The organism is Nonomuraea sp. NPDC050663, assembly GCF_044456985.1.
Classification (GTDB): domain Bacteria; phylum Actinomycetota; class Actinomycetes; order Streptosporangiales; family Streptosporangiaceae; genus Nonomuraea.
This window is the reverse complement of the sequence record NZ_JBITGL010000024.1, coordinates 59,013-76,787: the sequence shown is the minus strand read 5'-3', so window position 1 is coordinate 76,787 and position 17,775 is coordinate 59,013. Positions and strand designations below refer to the sequence as shown.

Sequence of the window (17,775 nt, the reverse complement as noted above, 5' to 3'; positions counted from 1 at the left end):
ACCGTAGGACCTCAAGCTCAGTTGAGGTCAAGCGCCGATCTTCTTGCCCTGGGAGTGCCACACCACGGCCACCGACGGGCGGGGCTGCGAGGAGCCGCCGTCGGGCCAGTGGCTCGCCGGGGCGTCCGGGTTGGCGCCGGCCAGCTCGCCGGGATGCTGCACCGCGACGAAGACACTGCGCTGGTCCTGGCTGATCAGCGGACCGCAGGTCTCCGCGCCCAGCGGCACGGTCAGGAACTGCCGCAGGTAACCACGCTCGCGGCCCTGGACCGGCATCACGAACAGGCCGTCGTTGCTGCCGAGCTGGTTGCCGTCCGTCGAGATCCACAGGTTGCCGTCACCGTCGAAGGCCACGTTGTCCGGGCACGAGATCGGCGAGACCTTCGACTTGTCGAACCCGGCGAAGTAGGTCGTCGGGTCGCTCGGGTCACCGCAGATGAGCGGCAGCGACCAGGTGAACGTCGTCGCCCCGGCGTCGTTGCGCCTCTCGTTGATCTCCAGCACGTGACCGTGCTTGTTCGACGCGCGCGGGTTGGCCTCGTCGACCTCCGCGGCGGTGCGGTTGCTGTTGTTGGTCAGCGCGACGAAGACCCCGCCGGTGACCGGGTTGCGCTCGATGTCCTCGGGCCGGTCCATCCTGGTGGCGCCCTTCTTGTCGGCCGCCACGCGCGTGAACACCAGGACCTCCTCGGCGGTCATCCCTTCGACGTGGCTGAAATCGCCGCTGACCAGCGGCTTCCACTCGCCGGTGCCGTCGTGCAGGCCGTCCTCGGTGCCGTCGCCGGTGAACACGGCCACGTACAGCGTGCCCTCGTCGAGCAGGGTGCGGTTGTGGCGGTCGTGGCCGGGGATGTAGCGGTTCTTGGAGACGAACTTGTAGATGTACTCGAAGCGCGTGTCGTCACCCATGTAGGCGACCAGGCGGCCGTCCCTGGCGAGGGTCGTCGTGGCGGCCTCGTGGGCGAAACGGCCCAGCGCGGTGCGCTTGATCGGCGTGCTGTCGGGGTCGAACGGGTCGATCTCCACGATCCAGCCGAACCGGTTGGCCTCGTTCGGGTGCTTCGACAGGTCGAAACGCTCCTCGACCCGGTCGAAGCGGCGGCCCGCGGTGCCCGTGGGCAGGCTGTAACGCTTGGCGTTCGGGTCCGTGGCGCTGCCCAGGACGAAGTACTGGTTGAAGTTCTCCTCGGCGGTCAGCACCGTGCCCCACGGCGTGGTGCCGCCGGCGCAGTTGTTGAGCATGCCGACCGGGGTGCGGCCCTCGGGGTCGGCCGCCGTCTTCAGCAGGTCGCTCCCGGCCGCCGGGCCGGAGAACCGCATCGGCGTCTGCGCCGTGATCCGGCGGTTGTAGCGGCGACGGCCCTTGGTTACCAGCTTCCACTGCCCCGACTGACCGGCCCGCTCGATCTCCACCACCGAGCCGCCGTGCGCGGCCAGGCCGATCCTGATCTGCTCCTCGGTCGCCGCCGCCCCGCCCGTGTAACCGCGGAACATCAGGTTCTCGTCGCTGTACTCGTGGTTGACCCACATCAGGGCACGGCCGTGACCCATCGGGAAGACCGTCACGAAGTCGCAGTTGTAGCCGAACTGCTTGGCCTGCGCCTCGGCGGTCTGGTTGTCGAAGTCGAACGCCGGGGCGTCCGGCAGCACCGGGTCGCCCCAGCGGACCACCGCGGCGCTCAGGTAACCCGACGGGACGCTCAGCACGTCGTTCTTGTTCGGAGGGACCGGCGTGAACGTCAGGCGCCCGCCCCTGCCCCAGCCCTGCGACTGCGCCGGCTCGGGATCGGCCACGGCCGGGACGGCTCCCGCGACACCGGTGCCGACGACCACGGCGCCCAGCGCACCCGCGCGCAACACGCCACGGCGCGACAGGGCCTGGGTGGCGATGTCTCCGAAGTAGGGGTTGTCACTGGCGTTCGCCACCGGATGCGCACAGGCGTTGCCACAGCGGAACTGGCACGTCAGCGCGCTCCTGCCGCCCTTGTGTGAGATCAGGGGCAAGAACTTGGTCACGGGTCCTCCAGGATTGCGCGGTAGTTGCGCCCGGACGCTACGACGCCAGAAGAAACCTCCGGTGAACAGCAGGGCCCCGTCCAATGAACCCTTGCTGGTAGGACAATGGAGCAGTGCCACCACGCCGTCTCGACCCAGAGAAGACCCGCAGCGCGCTCGACGGGCAACTCGTCGCCCTCGACCTTCCGCCCTTCGACGGGCCCGCGTCCGCTGTGGCCGACGCGCTCGTCGGCGCCGTGCTGACCGCCTACGACCGCGGGGTCGCGCCCGAGCGTGACGCGGCCCGGCATGCCGTACGGCACCTGCTCGACAGGCTGGCGGCCAACGCGCCCGGGCGCACGGTCGAGGTGCGGGTGCCCCCCTACGCGGCCGTCCAGGCCATCGAAGGGCCGCGGCACACGCGGGGCACCCCGCCCAACGTCGTCGAGATGGACGCGCGCACCTGGGTGTCGCTGGCCGTCGGACGGCTCAGCTGGGACGCGGCAATGGCGACGGGCGCCATCTCCGCGAGTGGCGCCCGTGCCGATCTTTCCGCTTACCTGCCGCTCTAGTAGCGGCCTCCGTTCCACTGCAGCTCCATGCACCGCTGCACCTGATCGGGCATCAGCTCGAAGCAGGGGCCGAAGGTGTTCATGAACCACACGAAGCCCGCCACGGCCAGGATCAGGGCGAGCAGGCTCAGGCCGATGCCCGCCCACGCCATCGCGGGCTTCACGCCCTTGGCCACGGCGACGATGCCCAGGACCAGGCCGACGATGGCGGTCAGGGTGCCCAGGCCGCAGACGACCAGCAGGAAGATGCTCGCCACGCCGAGGATCAGCGAGGCCACGGCCAGGCCGGCGCCCGGTTTCTGCGGCTGCCAGTCCTGGGGCTTGCCGCCCTGGTACGGGGAGCCGGGGTACTGGCCGGGAGGCGGGGGCGGCGGGCTGTAGCCGCCGCCACCACCTGGCTGGGAGTGCGGGGTGCCGCCCTGGGGCTGGAAGCCGCCCGGACCGGTGGCGCCGGGCTGCTGCGCCTGGTGGGCGGCGGAGGCCTGGGGGTGGGCATACGGGTCGGCCGGCGTCTGGGACCCGCCCGGGGTGTGGGAGCTGCCGGGCGTCGTGGAACCGGCCGGTGTCTGGGAGCTGCCCGGGGTCTGGCCGCCCTGGGACGTGGCGCCCGCGGCTGCCGCCCCGGCCGCTGCGGCTGCGGCGGCTCCTGCGCCGGCTCCGGCGGTGGTGGTGTACGGGCTGTCGCCCTGCTGGCCGCTGACCCCGCCGTACGGCGCTGCGCCCGGGGTCGCCTGGCCGTACTCCCTCGGTCCACCCTCGTACGGCGAGGCGGCCTGTGGTGCGGGCGCCGGGTCCTGCGGGGCGGTGGGCGGGTCGTACCTGGAGGGCGACTGGGCGGCGGGGGTCTGCTGGTCGGGCTCCTCGCCCCAGCCGGGATAGGTCGGGGTGGCCCCGGGCACCTGGTAGGGCTGCTGCTCGGGAGCCTGGTAGGTGGGCTCGGAGGCCTGGTGGCCTGGCTCGGGCGTCGGGTAGCCGGCTTCGGGGGCCTGGTAGGTCGGCTCCTGGTGGCTCGGCTCGGCGGCCTGGTGCGGCGGTGTGGGAGCGGCGGGGTCCTGCGACCAGGCGGGCTCCTGTGAGGGCCACGCGAGCTCGGAGGCTGCGGGCTGCTCGAGCGTCTCCCCGGAGGGCCGGCTCGGCGTCTCCCAGGAGGGCGCAGAGGCGGCCTGCTCGCTGGACGGCGACGACCAGGAGGGCGTCTCGAACTCGGCGGTGCGCTCGCCCGGGCTCTCCTCCGCCGGCTCCTCGGCACGCCACGTGCCCGATTCGCTCGAGGCCGTCGGCTCCTCGGCACGCCAGGCGCCAGGCTCGCTCGGCGCGGCGGGTTCCTCGGCACGCCAGGCGCCCGGTTCCCTCGTAGCGGCAGGCTCCTGGGGGCGCCACGCGTCCGGAGAGGCGGCCGGCTCGGAAGTGCCCGGCCCGTCGGCGTCGTCCGACCCCGCCTCTCCCCTCGTGGTGTCCTCGGGGTTGAACGGGTTGGTCTCGTCCCCCGGTGCCGTCTCGGGGTCGGAGGCGGGTGGTTCCCGCTCCCACCAGGAGTCGTCGGAAGACGGCGGCTCCTCGCGCGGCGGGCGAGGTGGCTGGTTCGCATCACCAGGAGTGGTCACGTCTACGTCCCCCGACGTGTCGGCATACCGGATACCCCAGCCTCCCCCGAACTCCCGCCCTCACCCGCGTCGACACGGTAAGCGCAGGTCGATGCTTGGGTCATGATGAAGGCATGCTCGACGAGACCCTGACCTACGCGCTGATCAAGCTCACGAAGATGCACCGCTACCGGGTCACGGCCGAGCTGGCCGAGCTCGGGTTGCATGTCGGCCAGGAGATGCTGCTCAACCAGCTCTGGCGCCAGGACGGCCTCTCCCAGAGCGAGCTGATCACCCGTCTCGGCGTGGAGCCGCCGACGGTGACGAAGACGTTGCAGCGCCTGGAGAAGGCGGGTTTCGTGCGGCGTTCGCCGGATCCGAGGAGGCCGCGGGCGAGTGTGGTCAACCTGACGCAGGCGGGCAAGGACTTGCAGGGCCCGGTGGAGGCGATCTGGCAGCGCCTGGACCAGGAGTTGCTTTCCCAGCTGGCGCCCGAGGACCGGCGGACGATGGTGCGGCTCGTCCACAGCCTGTGGAGCTGTCCTTCCGCCGAGGGCGAAACCCCTTTGCATCACGGCGAGGCTTGCAGTTAGCTGGCTAATTAGTCGGCTAACAACCAAGGAGCCATGAACATGCGTGTACTCGTCACCGGCGGCTCGTCCGGCATCGGCGCCGCCATCGCCAAGGCCTTCGCCACCACGGGCGCTGACGTCACCCTGACCTACCACTCGGGTCCCGAGCGGGCCGAGCAGGTCGTGAAGGAGATCGAGAAGGCGGGCGGCACCGCGAAAGCCGTACGGCTGGACCTGGCGGACCATGACGGCATCCGTGCGGCGATCGCCGAGCACGGGCCGTTCGACTCGTTGATCGCCAATGCCGTCCACTGGGGCAGCATGGACAGTTTCACCAAGTCCTTCGAGGAGATGCCCATCGAGGAGTGGCAGGCCTCACTGCACGCCAACGTGCTGGGCAACGTGGTGCTGGCGCAGGCCGTACTTCCCGGAATGAGAAGGGCGAAGTTCGGCCGGATCGTGCTGGTCTCCTCGGGGATCGCCGAGGAGGGCACGCCGGGCAGCGGGCCGTACGGCACGGCGAAGGCGGCCTTGCACGGCCTGTCCCGCATGATCGCCTGGCAGGCCGGCGGCGACGGCGTCCTGGCCAACGTGCTCGCGGCGGGGCTGACCAACACCGACAGCACCCCGATCCCGCAGGAGGAGCGTGAGGCGGTCGCCGTCAGGACTCCCACCAGGCGGTTGTCGACGTCGCAGGACGTGGCCGCACTGGCCGTGTTCCTGGGGTCAGCGGCGAATCCGAACCTCACCGGAGAAATCCTCAGAGACGGGTCGAATGCCGGCAGAAGCATCCATGTCTGACCCAGGTGTGCGAGCAGTTCAGGGGCCAACCTAAACTGAAGCACGTGCTGAAGGGCGACGGCCGGCTTGGCCATGACCTGGACCCCCACGACCGCGCACCCAAGGACGCCTGTGGCGTGTTCGGCGTGTGGGCCCCAGGCGAAGAAGTCTCCAAACTCACCTACTTCGGGCTGTATGCGTTGCAGCACCGCGGACAGGAGTCCGCGGGCATCGCAGTCAGCGAGGGCAGCCGCATCCTCGTCTACAAGGACATGGGCCTGGTGGCCCAGGTCTTCGACGAGTCGGTGCTGGGCACCCTGCGCGGCCATCTGGCCGTCGGACACTGCCGCTACTCCACCACCGGGTCGAGCGTCTGGGAGAACGCCCAGCCGACCCTGAGCTCGACCGAGGTGGGCGGCCTGGCGCTGGCCCACAACGGCAACCTGATCAACACCCCGGAGCTGGCCGAGAGGCTGGCCCCGGGGGTCACCAGGGCCACCACCGACACCGAGGTGCTGACCACCCTGCTGGCGCAGGACCGCAGCCGGTCCATCGAGGACTCCGCCGCGGAGCTGCTGCCGAAGGTCAAGGGCGCCTACTCGCTCGTCTTCATGGACGAGAAGACCCTCTACGCCGCCCGCGACCCGCAGGGCATCCGCCCGCTGGTCCTGGGCCGCCTGGAGTCGGGCTGGGTCGTGGCGAGCGAGACCGCGGCGCTCGACATCGTCGGCGCGGTCTTCGTGCGCGAGGTCGAGCCGGGCGAGATGCTCACCATCGACGAGCGCGGCGTCAGGTCGCGCCGTTTCGCGCTGGCCGAGCCCAAGGGCTGCCTGTTCGAGTACGTCTACCTGGCCCGCCCCGACACCACGATCGCCGGTCGCGGCATGCAGGTCACCCGCGTCCAGATCGGCCGCATCCTGGCCCGCGAGCATCCCGTCGAGGCCGACCTGGTCATCCCGACCCCCGAGTCGGGCACGCCCGCCGCGGTGGGTTACGCCCAGGAGTCAGGCATCCCGTACGGCCAGGGCCTGGTGAAGAACTCCTACGTGGGCCGCACGTTCATCCAGCCGTCGGAGACCCTGCGCCAGCTCGGCATCCGCCTGAAGCTCAACCCGCTGCGCGAGGTCGTCGAGGGCAAGAGCCTGGTCGTCGTCGACGACTCGATCGTGCGCGGCAACACCCAGCGCGCCGTGGTGCGCATGCTGCGCGAGGCAGGAGCGCGCGAGGTGCACGTGCGCATCTCCTCCCCGCCCGTGGCGTGGCCGTGCTTCTACGGCATCGACTTCGCCACCCGCGCGGAGCTGATCGCCGGATCGCTGAGCGTCGACGAGATCCGCGCCTCGCTGGGCGCCGACTCGCTCGGCTACATCTCCCTCGAGGGCCTGACCGAGGCCACCACGCTCCCGGCCGACAAGCTCTGCCGGGCTTGCTTCGACGGGAAGTACCCGATTCCGATCGACGCCGACAACGTCGGCAAGTACGTGCTGGAGAGTTCCCAGAAGTGAGTACCTACGAAGCCGCCGGGGTCGACATCGCGGCGGGCGAGCGCGCCGTCGAGCTGATGAAGTCGAAGGTCGCCCGTTCCCGCAGGCCCGAAGTGGTGGACGACGCCAGCGGCTTCGCCGGGCTCTTCGACGCCTCCTTCCTGCTGCGCTACGAGCGGCCGATCCTGGCCACCTCGACCGACGGCGTGGGCACCAAGGTCATGCTGGCCCAGCAGTACGGCAAGCACGACACGATCGGCATCGACCTTGTCGGCATGGTCCTCGACGACCTCGTCGTGGTCGGCGCCGAGCCGCTGTTCATGACCGACTACATCGCCTGCGGCAAGGTGGTGCCCGAGCGCATCGCCGAGATCGTCGGCGGCGTGGCCGAGGGCTGCCGCCTGGCCGGGGCCGCGCTGGTCGGCGGCGAGACGGCCGAGCATCCCGGCGCGATGGGCGCCGACGAGTACGACCTGGCGGGCGCGGGCACCGGCGTGGTCGAGGCCTCGCGCATGCTCGGTCCCGATCGGGTCCGCGAGGGCGACGTCGTGCTGGCGATGGCCTCGTCGGGCGTGCACTCCAACGGCTACTCCCTCGTACGGCACGTCATCAAGCAGGCAGGGCTGTCACTCGACGCGGAGGTGCCCGAGCTGGCCCGCCCGCTCGGCGAGGAGCTGCTGGAGCCGACCCGCATCTACTCCCTCGACTGCCTGGAGCTGGCCAAGTCGGTCGAGGTGCACGCCTTCTCGCACATCACCGGCGGCGGCCTGTGCGGCAACCTGGCGCGCTCGCTGCCGTCCACGCTCGACGCGGTGCTCGACCGCGGTTCGTGGACTCCCCCGGCGATCTTCGACGTGCTCGCCGGGCACGGCGAGATCGCGCAGGAGTCGATGGACCGCACCTTCAACCTGGGCGTGGGCATGGCCGCGATCGTCCCGGCCGAGGCGGTCGACCCGGCGCTGCGCCTGCTGTCGGAGCGCGGGCTGCCCGCGTGGGTGCTGGGCGACGTCGTCGCCGGATCGGGAAATGCGGTCTACCGCTAAAACCAATTCCGGCTCCACCGCCTCTAACGAGGCATGAAGAAGATCACACTCCCCCTCCTGGCCTGTCTCGCCCTGCCGCTGGTGGCCGCCACCCCGGCTCAGGCGGCGAAGCAGGTCAGCCTGTGTGACACCGCCATCAAGGACGCCAAGCCCCGGTCGGGCGAACCCGCCCGGGGCCGCGGCGCCCTGCCTGGACTGCGTGTGTCCTACCTGCCCAAGGGTTTCGTCTACGGCGATTTCTCCCTCCACAGCGACAAGAAGGCCTGGGAGTACGGCTATGTCTGGAGCGACGATCGCGACGACGTCGACCGCAAGCACCGCTCGTTGTGGGTGCGCGTCGTGTGCTGGCCCGCGGCCAAGAGCCTGAAGGACCTGTCCAAGCTGCCCGTCGTCGAGGGCACGTTCGCGACCGCCGAGAAGGCCACCATGGGCGGCAGGAAGGTGCTGGCCAAGGAGGGTGACGGCGCCCTCGGGCACGGGCGCTACGTCGGGTGGGTCGAGCGGCCGGGCGTCGTCGTCACCGTCATGGCCAGCGAGCCGCTGACCCCGCGCCTGGACCGGATCGTCAAGGGGATCAGAGCAACAAACTAAAAAGAGAGCACCGCTCTTGACTTGCGAGAGCACTGCTTACATTATTGGAGCAGTGCTCTTCGCAACGTCCACGGAGGCGGACATGACCCAGTTCCTGCAGGTTCCCGGCGGCACCATCGCGTTCGACGACAACGGCACCGGACCCCTGGTGGTCCTGATCCCCGGCATGCTCGACAGCCGCCGCTCCTACCGCTTCCTCACCCCCCTGCTCGTCGAGGCGGGCTACCGGGTCGTCACGATGGACATTCGCGGCTGCGGCGAATCGAGCGCCGTCTGGGACGACTACTCCTTCGAGGCGCAGGGAGCCGACGTCGCCGCCCTGGTGCGGCACCTCGACGCCGGCCCCGCCGTACTGGTCGGCAACTCCTACTCGGCCGGCACCATCATGGTCACCGCCGCCGAGCACCCCGAGCTGGTCGCGGGCGTGGTGCCGATCGCGAGCTTCGTGCCGAACCTGCCCGAGGGTCCGGTCAAGCGGGCGCTGCTGGCCGTGATCGGCCGCATCGGGCCGTACGTTCCCGGCGTGTGGGGCGCCTACCTCAAGACCGCCTACCCGTCGGCGCCGCCGGCCGACTTCGACGCCTATCGCGCCGCCGCGGTCGCCGCGCTGCGCGAGCGGCGCGACTCGGCCCGCTTCTACATGCGCGCCGTCCCGATGGACGCCGCCTGGCTCGACCGCGTGACATGCCCCGCCCTGGTGATGATGGGCACCGCCGACCCCGACTTCTCCGACCCCACCGCCGTGGCCGAGCTCCAGGCCGCGACCATGGGCGCCGGGCTCGCGCTCATCGAGGGCGCGGGCCACTACCCGCAGGCGGAGTTCCCCGCCGCGGTGGCGGCCGCCCTGCTGCCCTTCCTGGCCGATGTCACCAGCGGAAACGATGCGGCTACGATGGGTGACGTATGGGAACTCCGCATGAGCTCGGCAAGCCGCTGAACATCAGCACGAGCTACACGACCGACCCGGACGAAGCCCTCGCGGCCCTGCAGACCGACGCGGTCACCACCGGGCGGCTGCCGCACGCCGTCCGGCGCTCGCTCGACGACCTGCCGCCCGAGGCCAACCTCGACCCGCCCGACGGCGTCGAGATCGGCACCGCCCGCGACGACCACAAGCTCGTACGGCTCAGCGCTGGCGACGGCTGGCTGGCGCTCTCGATCCGCGAGAACGACGGCAACGCCAGCCTCACCGTCACCGCCGCCACGCCGGAGCTCGCCGCCAAGGTGGTCCAGGACGTGCTCGGCGAGATCCCCGAGGTCGACCACGGCCCCGACCGGGTGCCGATGGGATTCTGGTACCACTCGACCGACAGCGGGGCCCACCGCTCCGTCCGCCCGATCACCGCCCTGTCATGGGAGGAGATCCGCGGCAACTACTCCGCTCCCGCCGCCGGGGCCTTCGAACGGCTCATGAGCCACCAGCCCGGCTCCTCCAGCGGCCGCCTGATCCTCCTGCACGGCCCGCCGGGCACCGGCAAGACCACCGCGTTGCGCACGCTGGCGCGGGAGTGGCGCTCCTGGTGCCAGGTCGACAACGTGCTCGACCCCGACGAGCTGTTCCTGCGCACCGGCTATCTGATGGAGGTCACGCTCGGCGAGGAGGCCGAGAACAAGGGCCGCTGGCGGCTGCTGCTCCTCGAAGACTGCGACGAGCTGATCAGGGGCGAGGCCAAGGCGGCCAGCGGCCAGGCCCTGTCTCGCCTGCTCAACCTCACCGACGGCCTGCTGGGCCACGGCCGCGACGTCATCGTGGCGATCACCACCAACGAGGACCTGGCCCGTCTCCACCCGGCCGTCGCCCGCCCCGGCAGGTGCCTGGCCCAGATCGAGGTCGGGCCGCTGGGCGGCGAGGAGACGGCGCGCTGGCTCACGGCCAACGGCATGCCCGACGACGCGGTGACGGCTCCGGCGACGCTCGCCGAGCTCATCGCGGTGCGCGACGGCCAGGGGCTCGACGGCGAGCGCACGGCCCACTCGCCCGGCATGTACCTCTGACGTTCACTCCGTGGGCGGGCGGCTCGCGAGGTAGTCGTTGCGCCACTGCTCGGCCGCCTCGATCATGGCGCGGCCGACCGTGTCGAGGAAGCCGCTCATGTCCTGGAGGCGGGCGCCGGCGGGGGTCGTGGCTCCGAGAATCGCCGCCCCGCGCCCGGCGAAGTCGGCCAGCACGGCGTTCTGCCGCGCGCTGGACATCCACGCGCGGAACCAGGCGGTGGCGTCGATGATGTAGCGGTCGCGCCGCCGCCTGGGGTCACGCTCGCGTCTCACCAGCTGCTGCTGCTCCAGCTCGCCGATGGCCTTGGAGATGGAGGCCGGGCTGACCTCGAGGCGCCCGGCCAGCTCGGCGGCGGTCATGCTGCCGCTGTCGGTGAGGTAGAGGCTGGTGAGCACGCGCGCGGTCATGCGCGGCAGCCCTGACCCGACCATCACCTCGGTGAACTGCTCCTCCAGCTCGCGGACGGCGCCCAGGTCACGTCCCGCCCCGGCGGGCCCGGCGGGCTCGCCGAGCTCGCGTCCGGCGGCAGCCCTGCTGCGGCGGGCCCGGCCCTGGGTGGCGCGTTGCGCGAGGTCGGCCCGGTAGCCGCCGGCCCCGCCGTTGCGGCCCACCTCGCGGGTGACGGTGGAGATCGGGCGTCCCAGGCGCGCGGCGATCTCCGTGTAGGTGAGCCCTTCCGCCAGCCCCTCGGCGATCAACTGCCGGTCCTGGTGGGTCAGCCTGCCGCCTGGCATCGATGCGTCCTCCTCGCACTCCGGGTGGCCAGTATTGCGTTCGCCGCCATTCATTGCAAGCCAGCCTTTGCATTCATCGCCACTCTCATTGCAAAGGCCCTTTGATTTACATGTTCTTGCTTGACGAAAAACTGAAAGCAAGTTAGCTTTTCGGCATCGAGAAACTGAGTTGGGAGCCGGAATGAACCGACCGCTACTGGTCTGCGCGACCCTGATGACAACCCTGGTCCTGGCCTCGATCGTCGGCATCGCCGTCGACGAGCGGACGCTGCTCGGCGAGTCCGTGTGGATCAAGCCCGCGAAGTTCGGATTCGCCTTCGCGCTCTACGCCGTCACGCTGGCCTGGATGCTGACCAAGCTGCGCAAGGGCCGGCGGATCGGGCGGTGGGTCGGCACGGTGTTCGCCGCGACCGCGATCGTCGAGGTCGGCGCGATCACCGTCCAGGCGGCGCGGGGCACGTTCAGCCACTTCAACGCCGACCAGGACGACCCGATCACACTGGCGCTGGTGCCGATCCTGACCTACGGCGTGATGATCATCCTCATCGCCCAGCTCGTCCTCGCGGGCGTCGTCCTCTTCCAGCGCACCGGCGACGCCGCCCTCAACAGGGCGCTGCGCTCCGGGCTGCTCATGGCCACCTTCGGCATGATCGTGCCGCTCTTCTGGATGGTCTCGGAGATCAACCCCCGCACCGTCACCGACGCCAACGGCGTCGCCGTGCGGATGTACCAGGGCCACGGCATCGGCGACCCCGACGGCAACGGCATGCCGCTCACCGGCTGGAGCATGACCGGCGGCGACTTCCGCGTGCCTCACTTCTTCGCCCTGCACGGCATCCAGGTGCTGCTGCTGGTCACCGCGCTGCTCGGCTTCCTCGCGGCCAGGCACGTGTGGCTGCGCGACGAGAAGGTGCGCGCCAGGCTGGTCGGGGCCGTGTCGCTCGGCTACTGGGGGCTGGTGGCCGTCGTGACCTGGCAGGCCGGACGCGGGCAGTCGCTCGCCCACCCCGACGCGGCCACGCTCGCCGCCTGCGAAGTGGTGGTGCTGGTGACCGTGGCGCTTGCCGTACGGGCGATCGTCGGTGGCCGGCGCGCCGCCGTGGCCGGTGAGCGCAAGGCGCACCAGCTCGTGGCATGAGCGGTCACGCCAGGCGGGCCCTGGCGACCCAGTGGTGGTCGTGCGGCGGGCAGAGCCGCGCGGGCGGCGCGGGCACCCAGGCGCACGCTCCCGCGGCCAGCTCGGCCAGCGTGTACGCCTCCGCCTTCCAGCCGTGGCGGCCCAGGAATTCCCCGAAGTCGTCGAAGCCGAGCCGGAAGGCCGAGCCGCGAGAGTTCATGAACGTCAGGAAGGTCTCGTTCGCCGGGTCGCGGAAGAACTCGGCGTGCGGGGCGTCGATCAGCAGGACCGAGCCGGCGCCCGACATCATCCTGACGTTCTCGATGAGGCGGGTGAAGTGGTCGAGCCGCAGGTACGGCAGGAGCCCTTCGATGATCCACACCGTCGGCGACCCCGGGTCGAAGCCCGCTTCCACCAGCCGAGCCGTCCACCTCTCCTCGCGCAGGTCCTCGCCCAGCGAGACGCGGCCGCAGCTCAGCCGGTCGGCGACCGGCGCGAGCAGCTCCTCCTTGGCCTCCAGCTGGCCGGGCAGGTCGACCTCGAAGAAGCGCACCACCGAGGGCAGGCCGAGCCGCCAGGCCCGGGTGTCGCTGCCCGCCGCCAGGCAGACCACCTGGGTGACGCCCGCGGCGACGCCCTGGCCGAGCGCCACGTCACCGAACCTGGCACGCACGATCACCGAGCCGACGGTGCCGCCCTCGGCCAGCGCCGCCTCCGCCATCGCGCGCGAGCGCGGGGTGGCCAGCAGCTCGGCGTAAGGGTCCGACACGTAGGCGTCGGGCCTCTCGTGTTCCGCGGCGCGGATGACGGCCGTGATGAAGCTGGTCTCCTTGACGGCCTCGGACTTCACGGTCACGGCGTACTCCGGCTGATGGGGCGGCTGACGGTCAGCGAGGGGCGGGTGTTGACCCACTCCCGGTCGAACCTTCCGGTCACGGCGTAGGCGTCGGAGATCTCCGCCAGCTCCTGCGGGGAGAAGACCTCCGCGACGTCGTCGAAGCCGTGCGGGGCTCGCTGGTGGGCCAGGGTGATCACCCGTTCCGGCCCCATGGCGCGGTTGGACCTCTGCAGGTCCGTCATCTGGGGGCGGCGTTCCGCTTCGTACGCCTGGAGCGCCTCCTGCGTGTCCGCGGTGGTGGCGAGGTGGTGGGCCAGGACACGGGCGTCGACGATCGCCTGGGTGGCGCCGTTGGAGCCCGCCGGATACATCGCGTGCGCGGCGTCGCCGGCGAGGGTCGCGGCGCCGAAGCTCCACCGCGGGATCGGCTCGCGGTCGATCATCGGGTAGTGGCGGATGTGGTGCGTCGCGCCGAGCAGCCCGGCCAGGTCGACCTCAGGCGGTGACCACCTGCCCAGGTGGCGCAGGATGGTTTCCCGTGGCTCCTCCGTGGCCAGGACGGCGTCGTCCTCTCGCGGGAAGGCGGCCACCCAGTTGATCAGGACCCGGTCGCCGTCCCTGTCGATCGGGTAGAGCACGAGCCTGCGGCGGTCGTCGCCGAGCACGGCCATGGTGGCGCCGGTGAGGAACGGCTCTCCCCAGGTCGTGCCCCTGTACATGGTCACGCCGTTGCAGGGCGGAGGGCCCTCCGATGGATAGAAGGCGGTGCGCACGGTGGAGTGGATGCCGTCGGCGCCGACGAGGACGTCGGACTCCACCGCCCGGCGCCTGCCGTACCGGTCGATCAAGGTCGCCCGCACGCCGCCGCTCGCCTGATCCAGGTCGACGAGCCGCGCGTCGTGCACGATCGCGCCCTCCCCGAAACGGCGGCGCACCTCGGCGGCCAGCACCTCCACGAGCCGGCAGCGGGCGATCGCGATCTGCGGCCAGTCATAGCCCGCCGACCGTCCCCGGTCCTCCCGCCACACCAGCTGCCCGTGCCGGTTGTACATCGCCAGCTCCCGCGTGCGGACCGCGTGCCGTTCCACCTCCCCCAGCAACCCGAGCTCGGCCAGCTCCCTGACGGCGTTGGGCAGGATGTTGAGCCCGAACCCCGTCGCATCAGGACGCGAGTCGGCCTCGAAGACGGTGACGTCGCCGAACCCCGCCTCGTGCAGGCTGATCGCGGCCGCCAGCCCGGCGATCCCCGCCCCGACGATCGTGACTCTCACGGCAGCGCTCCCTTCCTGTCTCATCGCGGGCCCAGCGCGCCGACCATCGTCGCGTTCTGCCGGGTGAGGGTGAGGATCTCCTCCAGCAGCCCGACGCTTCCCCCGCCGCTGCCGAGCTCGTAGAGCCGGACCTCCTCGTGGTAGGCCCGCCGCGCCATCACCAGGTGCTTGCCACGGAACCGCGTGAGCGAGCGCAGCGCCTGCCGCAACCCCTGGGCGCTCGCATAGACGTGCTCCATGTCGGCCGGCGCGCAGGAACCTCCCAGCGCCCTGGCGACCTGTGAGGTCACCGACGGCACCCGCGACCACTCCGAGAACCACTGCCGCCAGTGCGGCAGCGTGTGCGCGGCCGCCTCGTCGCAGAACTGCCCGTACTGCGGGGCGCACCGGTCCGACGACCACAGCAGCGTGTCGATCAGGAACAGCGGCACGTGCGCCGCCGCCGGACCCATGTACCTCCGGCCCGAGATGTGCACGTCCTCGAAGTACGGCCTGAGCACGAGGGCGAAGAACTCGGGCGCCACCTGCGCCGCGACGTCGCCCATCGCCCGATCGGCCGACGACACGTACGAGGCCAGCGACAGGACCCTGCCCGCATAGGCGGGACCACACGGATCGTCCCCGCGCAACGCGTGACCGAGATCGACCGCCCTGGCCAGATCCGGGATGCACGTGCGCACCGCGTCGACCAGGCAACGCTCCATCGGATGCCCCGTGTAGAGCCGCTCCCGCTCACCGACCGGGTTCCAGCACGTGTAGTGGTAGACCGTGTCACGCGGGATCATCCCCGTGCGCCGCCCCAGCGCCTCGCACAACCCGGCCGCGCGCGGCACGATCACGAACGGCGACAACCCGTGACGCTTCAGACTGCCGATGTACATGCCCAGATCGCGCATGGCGGCAAGACACTCGGCCGGAGAGAACCCGGCGACGACCTCCGCGGAGGGCAACGACCTGGCGAAAACCCGCACCAGCGAGGAGATGTCGCCCGCCTCGTTCATCTTCGACAGTAATCGGAGATCGTCGTCCAGCCCCAGCGGGTCGAGCCGCCTGACCTCAGCCTTGCGCTCCTCTGACGTCACATCCAGCTCGGCCCTGCCGTGCATGTGCACCAACTCTTCCGGTGAGGATCGACTTGATGACCGAGAAGGGCCGTCGAGGGGAAGACGGGTCGCGGGCACGCGATCGCCGGCCGGACCGGCAGGCGGCACCATCGCGTCGGCGACCTCGGGCGGCCACGGCACGAGCCCTCCATGCGTCCTCCTCGGTTGCGTTGTCCTCAGGGTCGGACACAACCGCGGGAGCGGGCCGGGGGGCGACAGAGCTCGGACAGATTGCCGGCTCAGCCCTCACGGCCTCCGCGCGGGACCGTCCTCCAGCGTGCCCCGATCCCAGGCGGCCAGCCGCGCGGCCGCCTCGTACGTCGACTCGAGGAACTCCGCGACCATCCGGTCAGGATCCTCCGCCACCGCGACCGTCTCGTAGGGCAGCACGAACTCCCCCAGCTCGGCACTGTAGAACGCGCCCTCGGGCAGCACCGGCTGCTCCTGATACCCGTCGGGCGCGGGATAGGCGTACGCGTAGAACGCCCCCTCCTGCCCGCCCCCTGGCCAGAACCCGCAACTGGCCAGCTCCTGGCAGTAGCTCTCGACCATCACCCAGTCGGCGCAGTTGGGCACCCCACCCGGGTGCGGCGGCGCCTCCCGCCCCGAGAACCGCGTGCACGCCAGATCCATGGCGCCCCAGAAGAAATGCACGGGGCTGGACTTGCCGACGAAGTCGGACCGATACGCGCCGAGCACCCGGTCGGCGTGGATGAGCTGCTGCCAGAAGGCATGGGCCGCCGCGGGATCGTAGGAGTGGTGCTGCCGGTCCTCCGCGAACGGGATCGCGGGCTCGACCTCGTTCGGCACCGCCCTGATCGTCGTCGGAACACCCAGCGCCGCCAGGGTCGACATGAGCTCGCCGTAGAAGTCCGCCACCGACCGGGGCTCCAGGGCGATGTCAGCACTCCCGCCCGTGCTCGTGCGCAGCCGCAGCTTGTGGATGACGAAGTCGAACTCGAGGTCGAAGACCCCCTCCGAGTACGGCACCGCGGACGTGGTCAGTCCCCGGGGGCTCACGTACAGGGTGGTGTTCCACCAGTGGTTCACCATGGGGGTGTGGACCATGCGGACCTTGCCCACGATCTGGAGCCACATGTGGAGGGTGTCGCGCGTCGCGGTCCAGTCGTCCACTCGCAGGCGTGGCCACGGGGTGGTTGGCATCGTGTCGCTCCCGTCTTGCCCGATCCGTGCCATCCAGGTGCACGGCCATGCGGGGAGACCTATCCCGGGGCACGTCGGGACACTCCTGGGGGGCAACCATGCTTGGGGCAAGAGCGGCCTTGAGGTGGTTTCCCATGCTGTCCGCCAGGAACGCGCCTCATCCGGGAACATTCACGCAGGAATTTCCGCATCGCTCGCACCCACCCGTAGCGACGTGGACGCGCTTGAACCTGCGATCAGGCCCGGCCCAACCCACCCGATGGCAGCACTCTGCCAGCAGGAAACCCCGAACGAGCCTCACCATGGGGTGCCCGGGCGCAGCCCGGGCCAAGAGAGGAACGCCCGAGCGCGGAGCGCGAGGACCGCTGATCCGGGTGGGATCAAAGTGGGTGACCCCGGAAGCGCGTCACGGGTGGGCGGGGGGTGCCGGGGGGCGGAGGCCCCGTGCGGGGTCTGGGGCGGCGGAGCCCCGGTGTCACAGCCCCGACCACGCCCGGCGCGAAGCGCCCGCCTGCCGGGGAGGGACCATGCGTGCACGACACACCCGGTGTGACAGCTCACACCGGGTGTGTTCTATACGCGCTTACCGGCGCCCCGAGGGACGGTCGTCCTCGTCGTCGTCGCCGTAGTCTTCGGCGTAGTCGGCGTACCGATCCGCCAGCTCGTCGGTGTACTCGTCGGCGTCATCGTTGGCGTTGGAGTCATTGACCCCGAGTTCGTCGCGAAGTCGGTCTAGATCCGTGCCGCCGCTGTTGTACTTCAGCTGGCGGGCAACCTTGACCTGCTTGGCCTTTGCCCGGCCGCGCCCCATTGGCTCGACCCCCTCGTGTGGGGTCGTCCCCGACCCCTCGTCGCTAACGCACCGCAACACTGACGCCTGACTTGGCGGCGTCAGCCTCTCGTTCGCCTATTACCGTACCTGTTTTGTGCCC

16 protein-coding genes and 1 pseudogene are annotated in these 17,775 nt (G+C 70.9%); 9 read left to right on the top strand and 8 right to left on the bottom strand.

The window, feature by feature from the left end:
* Window positions 1-27: 27 nt before the first annotated feature.
* On the bottom strand, window positions 28-2,016 hold the full coding sequence (locus ACIBH1_RS44265; RefSeq protein ID WP_397320110.1) for a PhoX family protein: 1,989 nt from the start codon (window positions 2,014-2,016) through the stop codon (window positions 28-30).
* A gap of 113 nt (window positions 2,017-2,129) precedes the next feature.
* Here ACIBH1_RS44265 and ACIBH1_RS44260 point away from each other — a divergent pair, with 113 nt between their 5' ends.
* On the top strand, window positions 2,130-2,567 hold the full coding sequence (locus ACIBH1_RS44260) for a sterol carrier family protein (protein WP_397320109.1): 438 nt from the start codon (window positions 2,130-2,132) through the stop codon (window positions 2,565-2,567).
* Here the strand turns inward: ACIBH1_RS44260 and ACIBH1_RS44255 are convergent.
* The gene (locus ACIBH1_RS44255) at window positions 2,564-4,171 is read right to left on the bottom strand and encodes a hypothetical protein (protein ID WP_397320108.1); all 1,608 of its coding nucleotides are present in this window, start codon (window positions 4,169-4,171) and stop codon (window positions 2,564-2,566) included. The genes ACIBH1_RS44260 and ACIBH1_RS44255 overlap by 4 nt on opposite strands.
* 113 nt (window positions 4,172-4,284) lie before the next feature.
* Here ACIBH1_RS44255 and ACIBH1_RS44250 point away from each other — a divergent pair, with 113 nt between their 5' ends.
* The 7 genes and pseudogenes from ACIBH1_RS44250 (at window position 4,285) to ACIBH1_RS44220 (ending at window position 10,615) form a co-directional block, all read left to right on the top strand.
* The gene (locus tag ACIBH1_RS44250) at window positions 4,285-4,743 is read left to right on the top strand and encodes a MarR family winged helix-turn-helix transcriptional regulator (RefSeq protein ID WP_397320107.1); all 459 of its coding nucleotides are present in this window, start codon (window positions 4,285-4,287) and stop codon (window positions 4,741-4,743) included.
* Between the two features lie 33 nt (window positions 4,744-4,776).
* Window positions 4,777-5,523, top strand: coding sequence for an SDR family NAD(P)-dependent oxidoreductase (locus tag ACIBH1_RS44245; protein WP_397320106.1), 747 nt, complete (start codon window positions 4,777-4,779; stop codon window positions 5,521-5,523).
* Window positions 5,524-5,567: 44 nt separating this feature from the next.
* The gene (gene purF, locus ACIBH1_RS44240; protein WP_397320105.1) at window positions 5,568-7,007 is read left to right on the top strand and encodes an amidophosphoribosyltransferase; all 1,440 of its coding nucleotides are present in this window, start codon (window positions 5,568-5,570) and stop codon (window positions 7,005-7,007) included.
* On the top strand, window positions 7,004-8,029 hold the full coding sequence (gene purM, locus ACIBH1_RS44235) for a phosphoribosylformylglycinamidine cyclo-ligase (protein ID WP_397320104.1): 1,026 nt from the start codon (window positions 7,004-7,006) through the stop codon (window positions 8,027-8,029). Before purF ends, purM begins: the two co-directional genes overlap by 4 nt.
* A 33-nt stretch (window positions 8,030-8,062) precedes the next feature.
* Window positions 8,063-8,620, top strand: a complete 558-nt coding sequence (locus ACIBH1_RS44230) for a hypothetical protein (protein ID WP_397320103.1) — start codon at window positions 8,063-8,065, stop codon at window positions 8,618-8,620.
* A 10-nt stretch (window positions 8,621-8,630) separates the two neighbouring features.
* Window positions 8,631-9,557: pseudogene (locus ACIBH1_RS44225) on the top strand (alpha/beta fold hydrolase); the annotation flags it as partial.
* The gene (locus tag ACIBH1_RS44220) at window positions 9,524-10,615 is read left to right on the top strand and encodes a DUF5925 domain-containing protein (RefSeq protein ID WP_397320102.1); all 1,092 of its coding nucleotides are present in this window, start codon (window positions 9,524-9,526) and stop codon (window positions 10,613-10,615) included. The pseudogene ACIBH1_RS44225 and the gene ACIBH1_RS44220, both read left to right, overlap by 34 nt.
* A gap of 3 nt (window positions 10,616-10,618) precedes the next feature.
* On the opposite strand, the gene ACIBH1_RS44215 is transcribed toward ACIBH1_RS44220, so the two are convergent.
* Window positions 10,619-11,350, bottom strand: coding sequence for a MarR family transcriptional regulator (locus ACIBH1_RS44215; RefSeq protein ID WP_397320101.1), 732 nt, complete (start codon window positions 11,348-11,350; stop codon window positions 10,619-10,621).
* A 181-nt stretch (window positions 11,351-11,531) separates the two neighbouring features.
* Here ACIBH1_RS44215 and ACIBH1_RS44210 point away from each other — a divergent pair, with 181 nt between their 5' ends.
* Window positions 11,532-12,488 (top strand): hypothetical protein, encoded by a 957-nt coding sequence (locus ACIBH1_RS44210; protein WP_397320100.1) that lies wholly within the window; start codon window positions 11,532-11,534, stop codon window positions 12,486-12,488.
* A gap of 4 nt (window positions 12,489-12,492) precedes the next feature.
* On the opposite strand, the gene ACIBH1_RS44205 is transcribed toward ACIBH1_RS44210, so the two are convergent.
* The 5 genes from ACIBH1_RS44205 to ACIBH1_RS44185 form a co-directional block, all read right to left on the bottom strand.
* Window positions 12,493-13,323: a class I SAM-dependent methyltransferase gene (locus tag ACIBH1_RS44205; RefSeq protein ID WP_397320099.1), complete on the bottom strand. Its 831-nt coding sequence runs from the start codon at window positions 13,321-13,323 to the stop codon at window positions 12,493-12,495.
* Window positions 13,320-14,576: an FAD-dependent oxidoreductase gene (locus tag ACIBH1_RS44200; protein ID WP_397320098.1), complete on the bottom strand. Its 1,257-nt coding sequence runs from the start codon at window positions 14,574-14,576 to the stop codon at window positions 13,320-13,322. The genes ACIBH1_RS44205 and ACIBH1_RS44200 overlap by 4 nt, the downstream gene beginning before the upstream one ends.
* Window positions 14,577-14,596: 20 nt before the next feature.
* Window positions 14,597-15,682: a monodechloroaminopyrrolnitrin synthase PrnB family protein gene (locus ACIBH1_RS44195; protein WP_397320097.1), complete on the bottom strand. Its 1,086-nt coding sequence runs from the start codon at window positions 15,680-15,682 to the stop codon at window positions 14,597-14,599.
* A gap of 243 nt (window positions 15,683-15,925) precedes the next feature.
* Window positions 15,926-16,843, bottom strand: coding sequence for a DUF5996 family protein (locus ACIBH1_RS44190; RefSeq protein WP_397320096.1), 918 nt, complete (start codon window positions 16,841-16,843; stop codon window positions 15,926-15,928).
* 583 nt (window positions 16,844-17,426) lie between these two features.
* Window positions 17,427-17,654, bottom strand: coding sequence for a DUF3073 domain-containing protein (locus tag ACIBH1_RS44185; protein ID WP_397320095.1), 228 nt, complete (start codon window positions 17,652-17,654; stop codon window positions 17,427-17,429).
* Window positions 17,655-17,775 lie beyond the last annotated feature (121 nt).

Excerpts from the sequence above, each read along its gene's own strand:
- ACIBH1_RS44250 (WP_397320107.1), top strand. The coding sequence starts at position 4,285 with ATGCTCGACGAGACCCTGACCTACGCGCTGATCAAGCTCACGAAGATG.
- ACIBH1_RS44245 (WP_397320106.1), top strand. The coding sequence starts at position 4,777 with ATGAACATGCGTGTACTCGTCACCGGCGGCTCGTCCGGCATCGGCGCC.
- ACIBH1_RS44230 (WP_397320103.1), top strand. The coding sequence starts at position 8,063 with ATGAAGAAGATCACACTCCCCCTCCTGGCCTGTCTCGCCCTGCCGCTG.
- ACIBH1_RS44220 (WP_397320102.1), top strand. The coding sequence starts at position 9,524 with ATGGGAACTCCGCATGAGCTCGGCAAGCCGCTGAACATCAGCACGAGC.
- ACIBH1_RS44215 (WP_397320101.1), bottom strand. The coding sequence starts at position 11,350 with ATGCCAGGCGGCAGGCTGACCCACCAGGACCGGCAGTTGATCGCCGAG.
- ACIBH1_RS44210 (WP_397320100.1), top strand. The coding sequence starts at position 11,532 with ATGAACCGACCGCTACTGGTCTGCGCGACCCTGATGACAACCCTGGTC.
- ACIBH1_RS44195 (WP_397320097.1), bottom strand. The coding sequence starts at position 15,682 with ATGCACGGCAGGGCCGAGCTGGATGTGACGTCAGAGGAGCGCAAGGCT.
- ACIBH1_RS44190 (WP_397320096.1), bottom strand. The coding sequence starts at position 16,843 with ATGCCAACCACCCCGTGGCCACGCCTGCGAGTGGACGACTGGACCGCG.
- ACIBH1_RS44185 (WP_397320095.1), bottom strand. The coding sequence starts at position 17,654 with ATGGGGCGCGGCCGGGCAAAGGCCAAGCAGGTCAAGGTTGCCCGCCAG.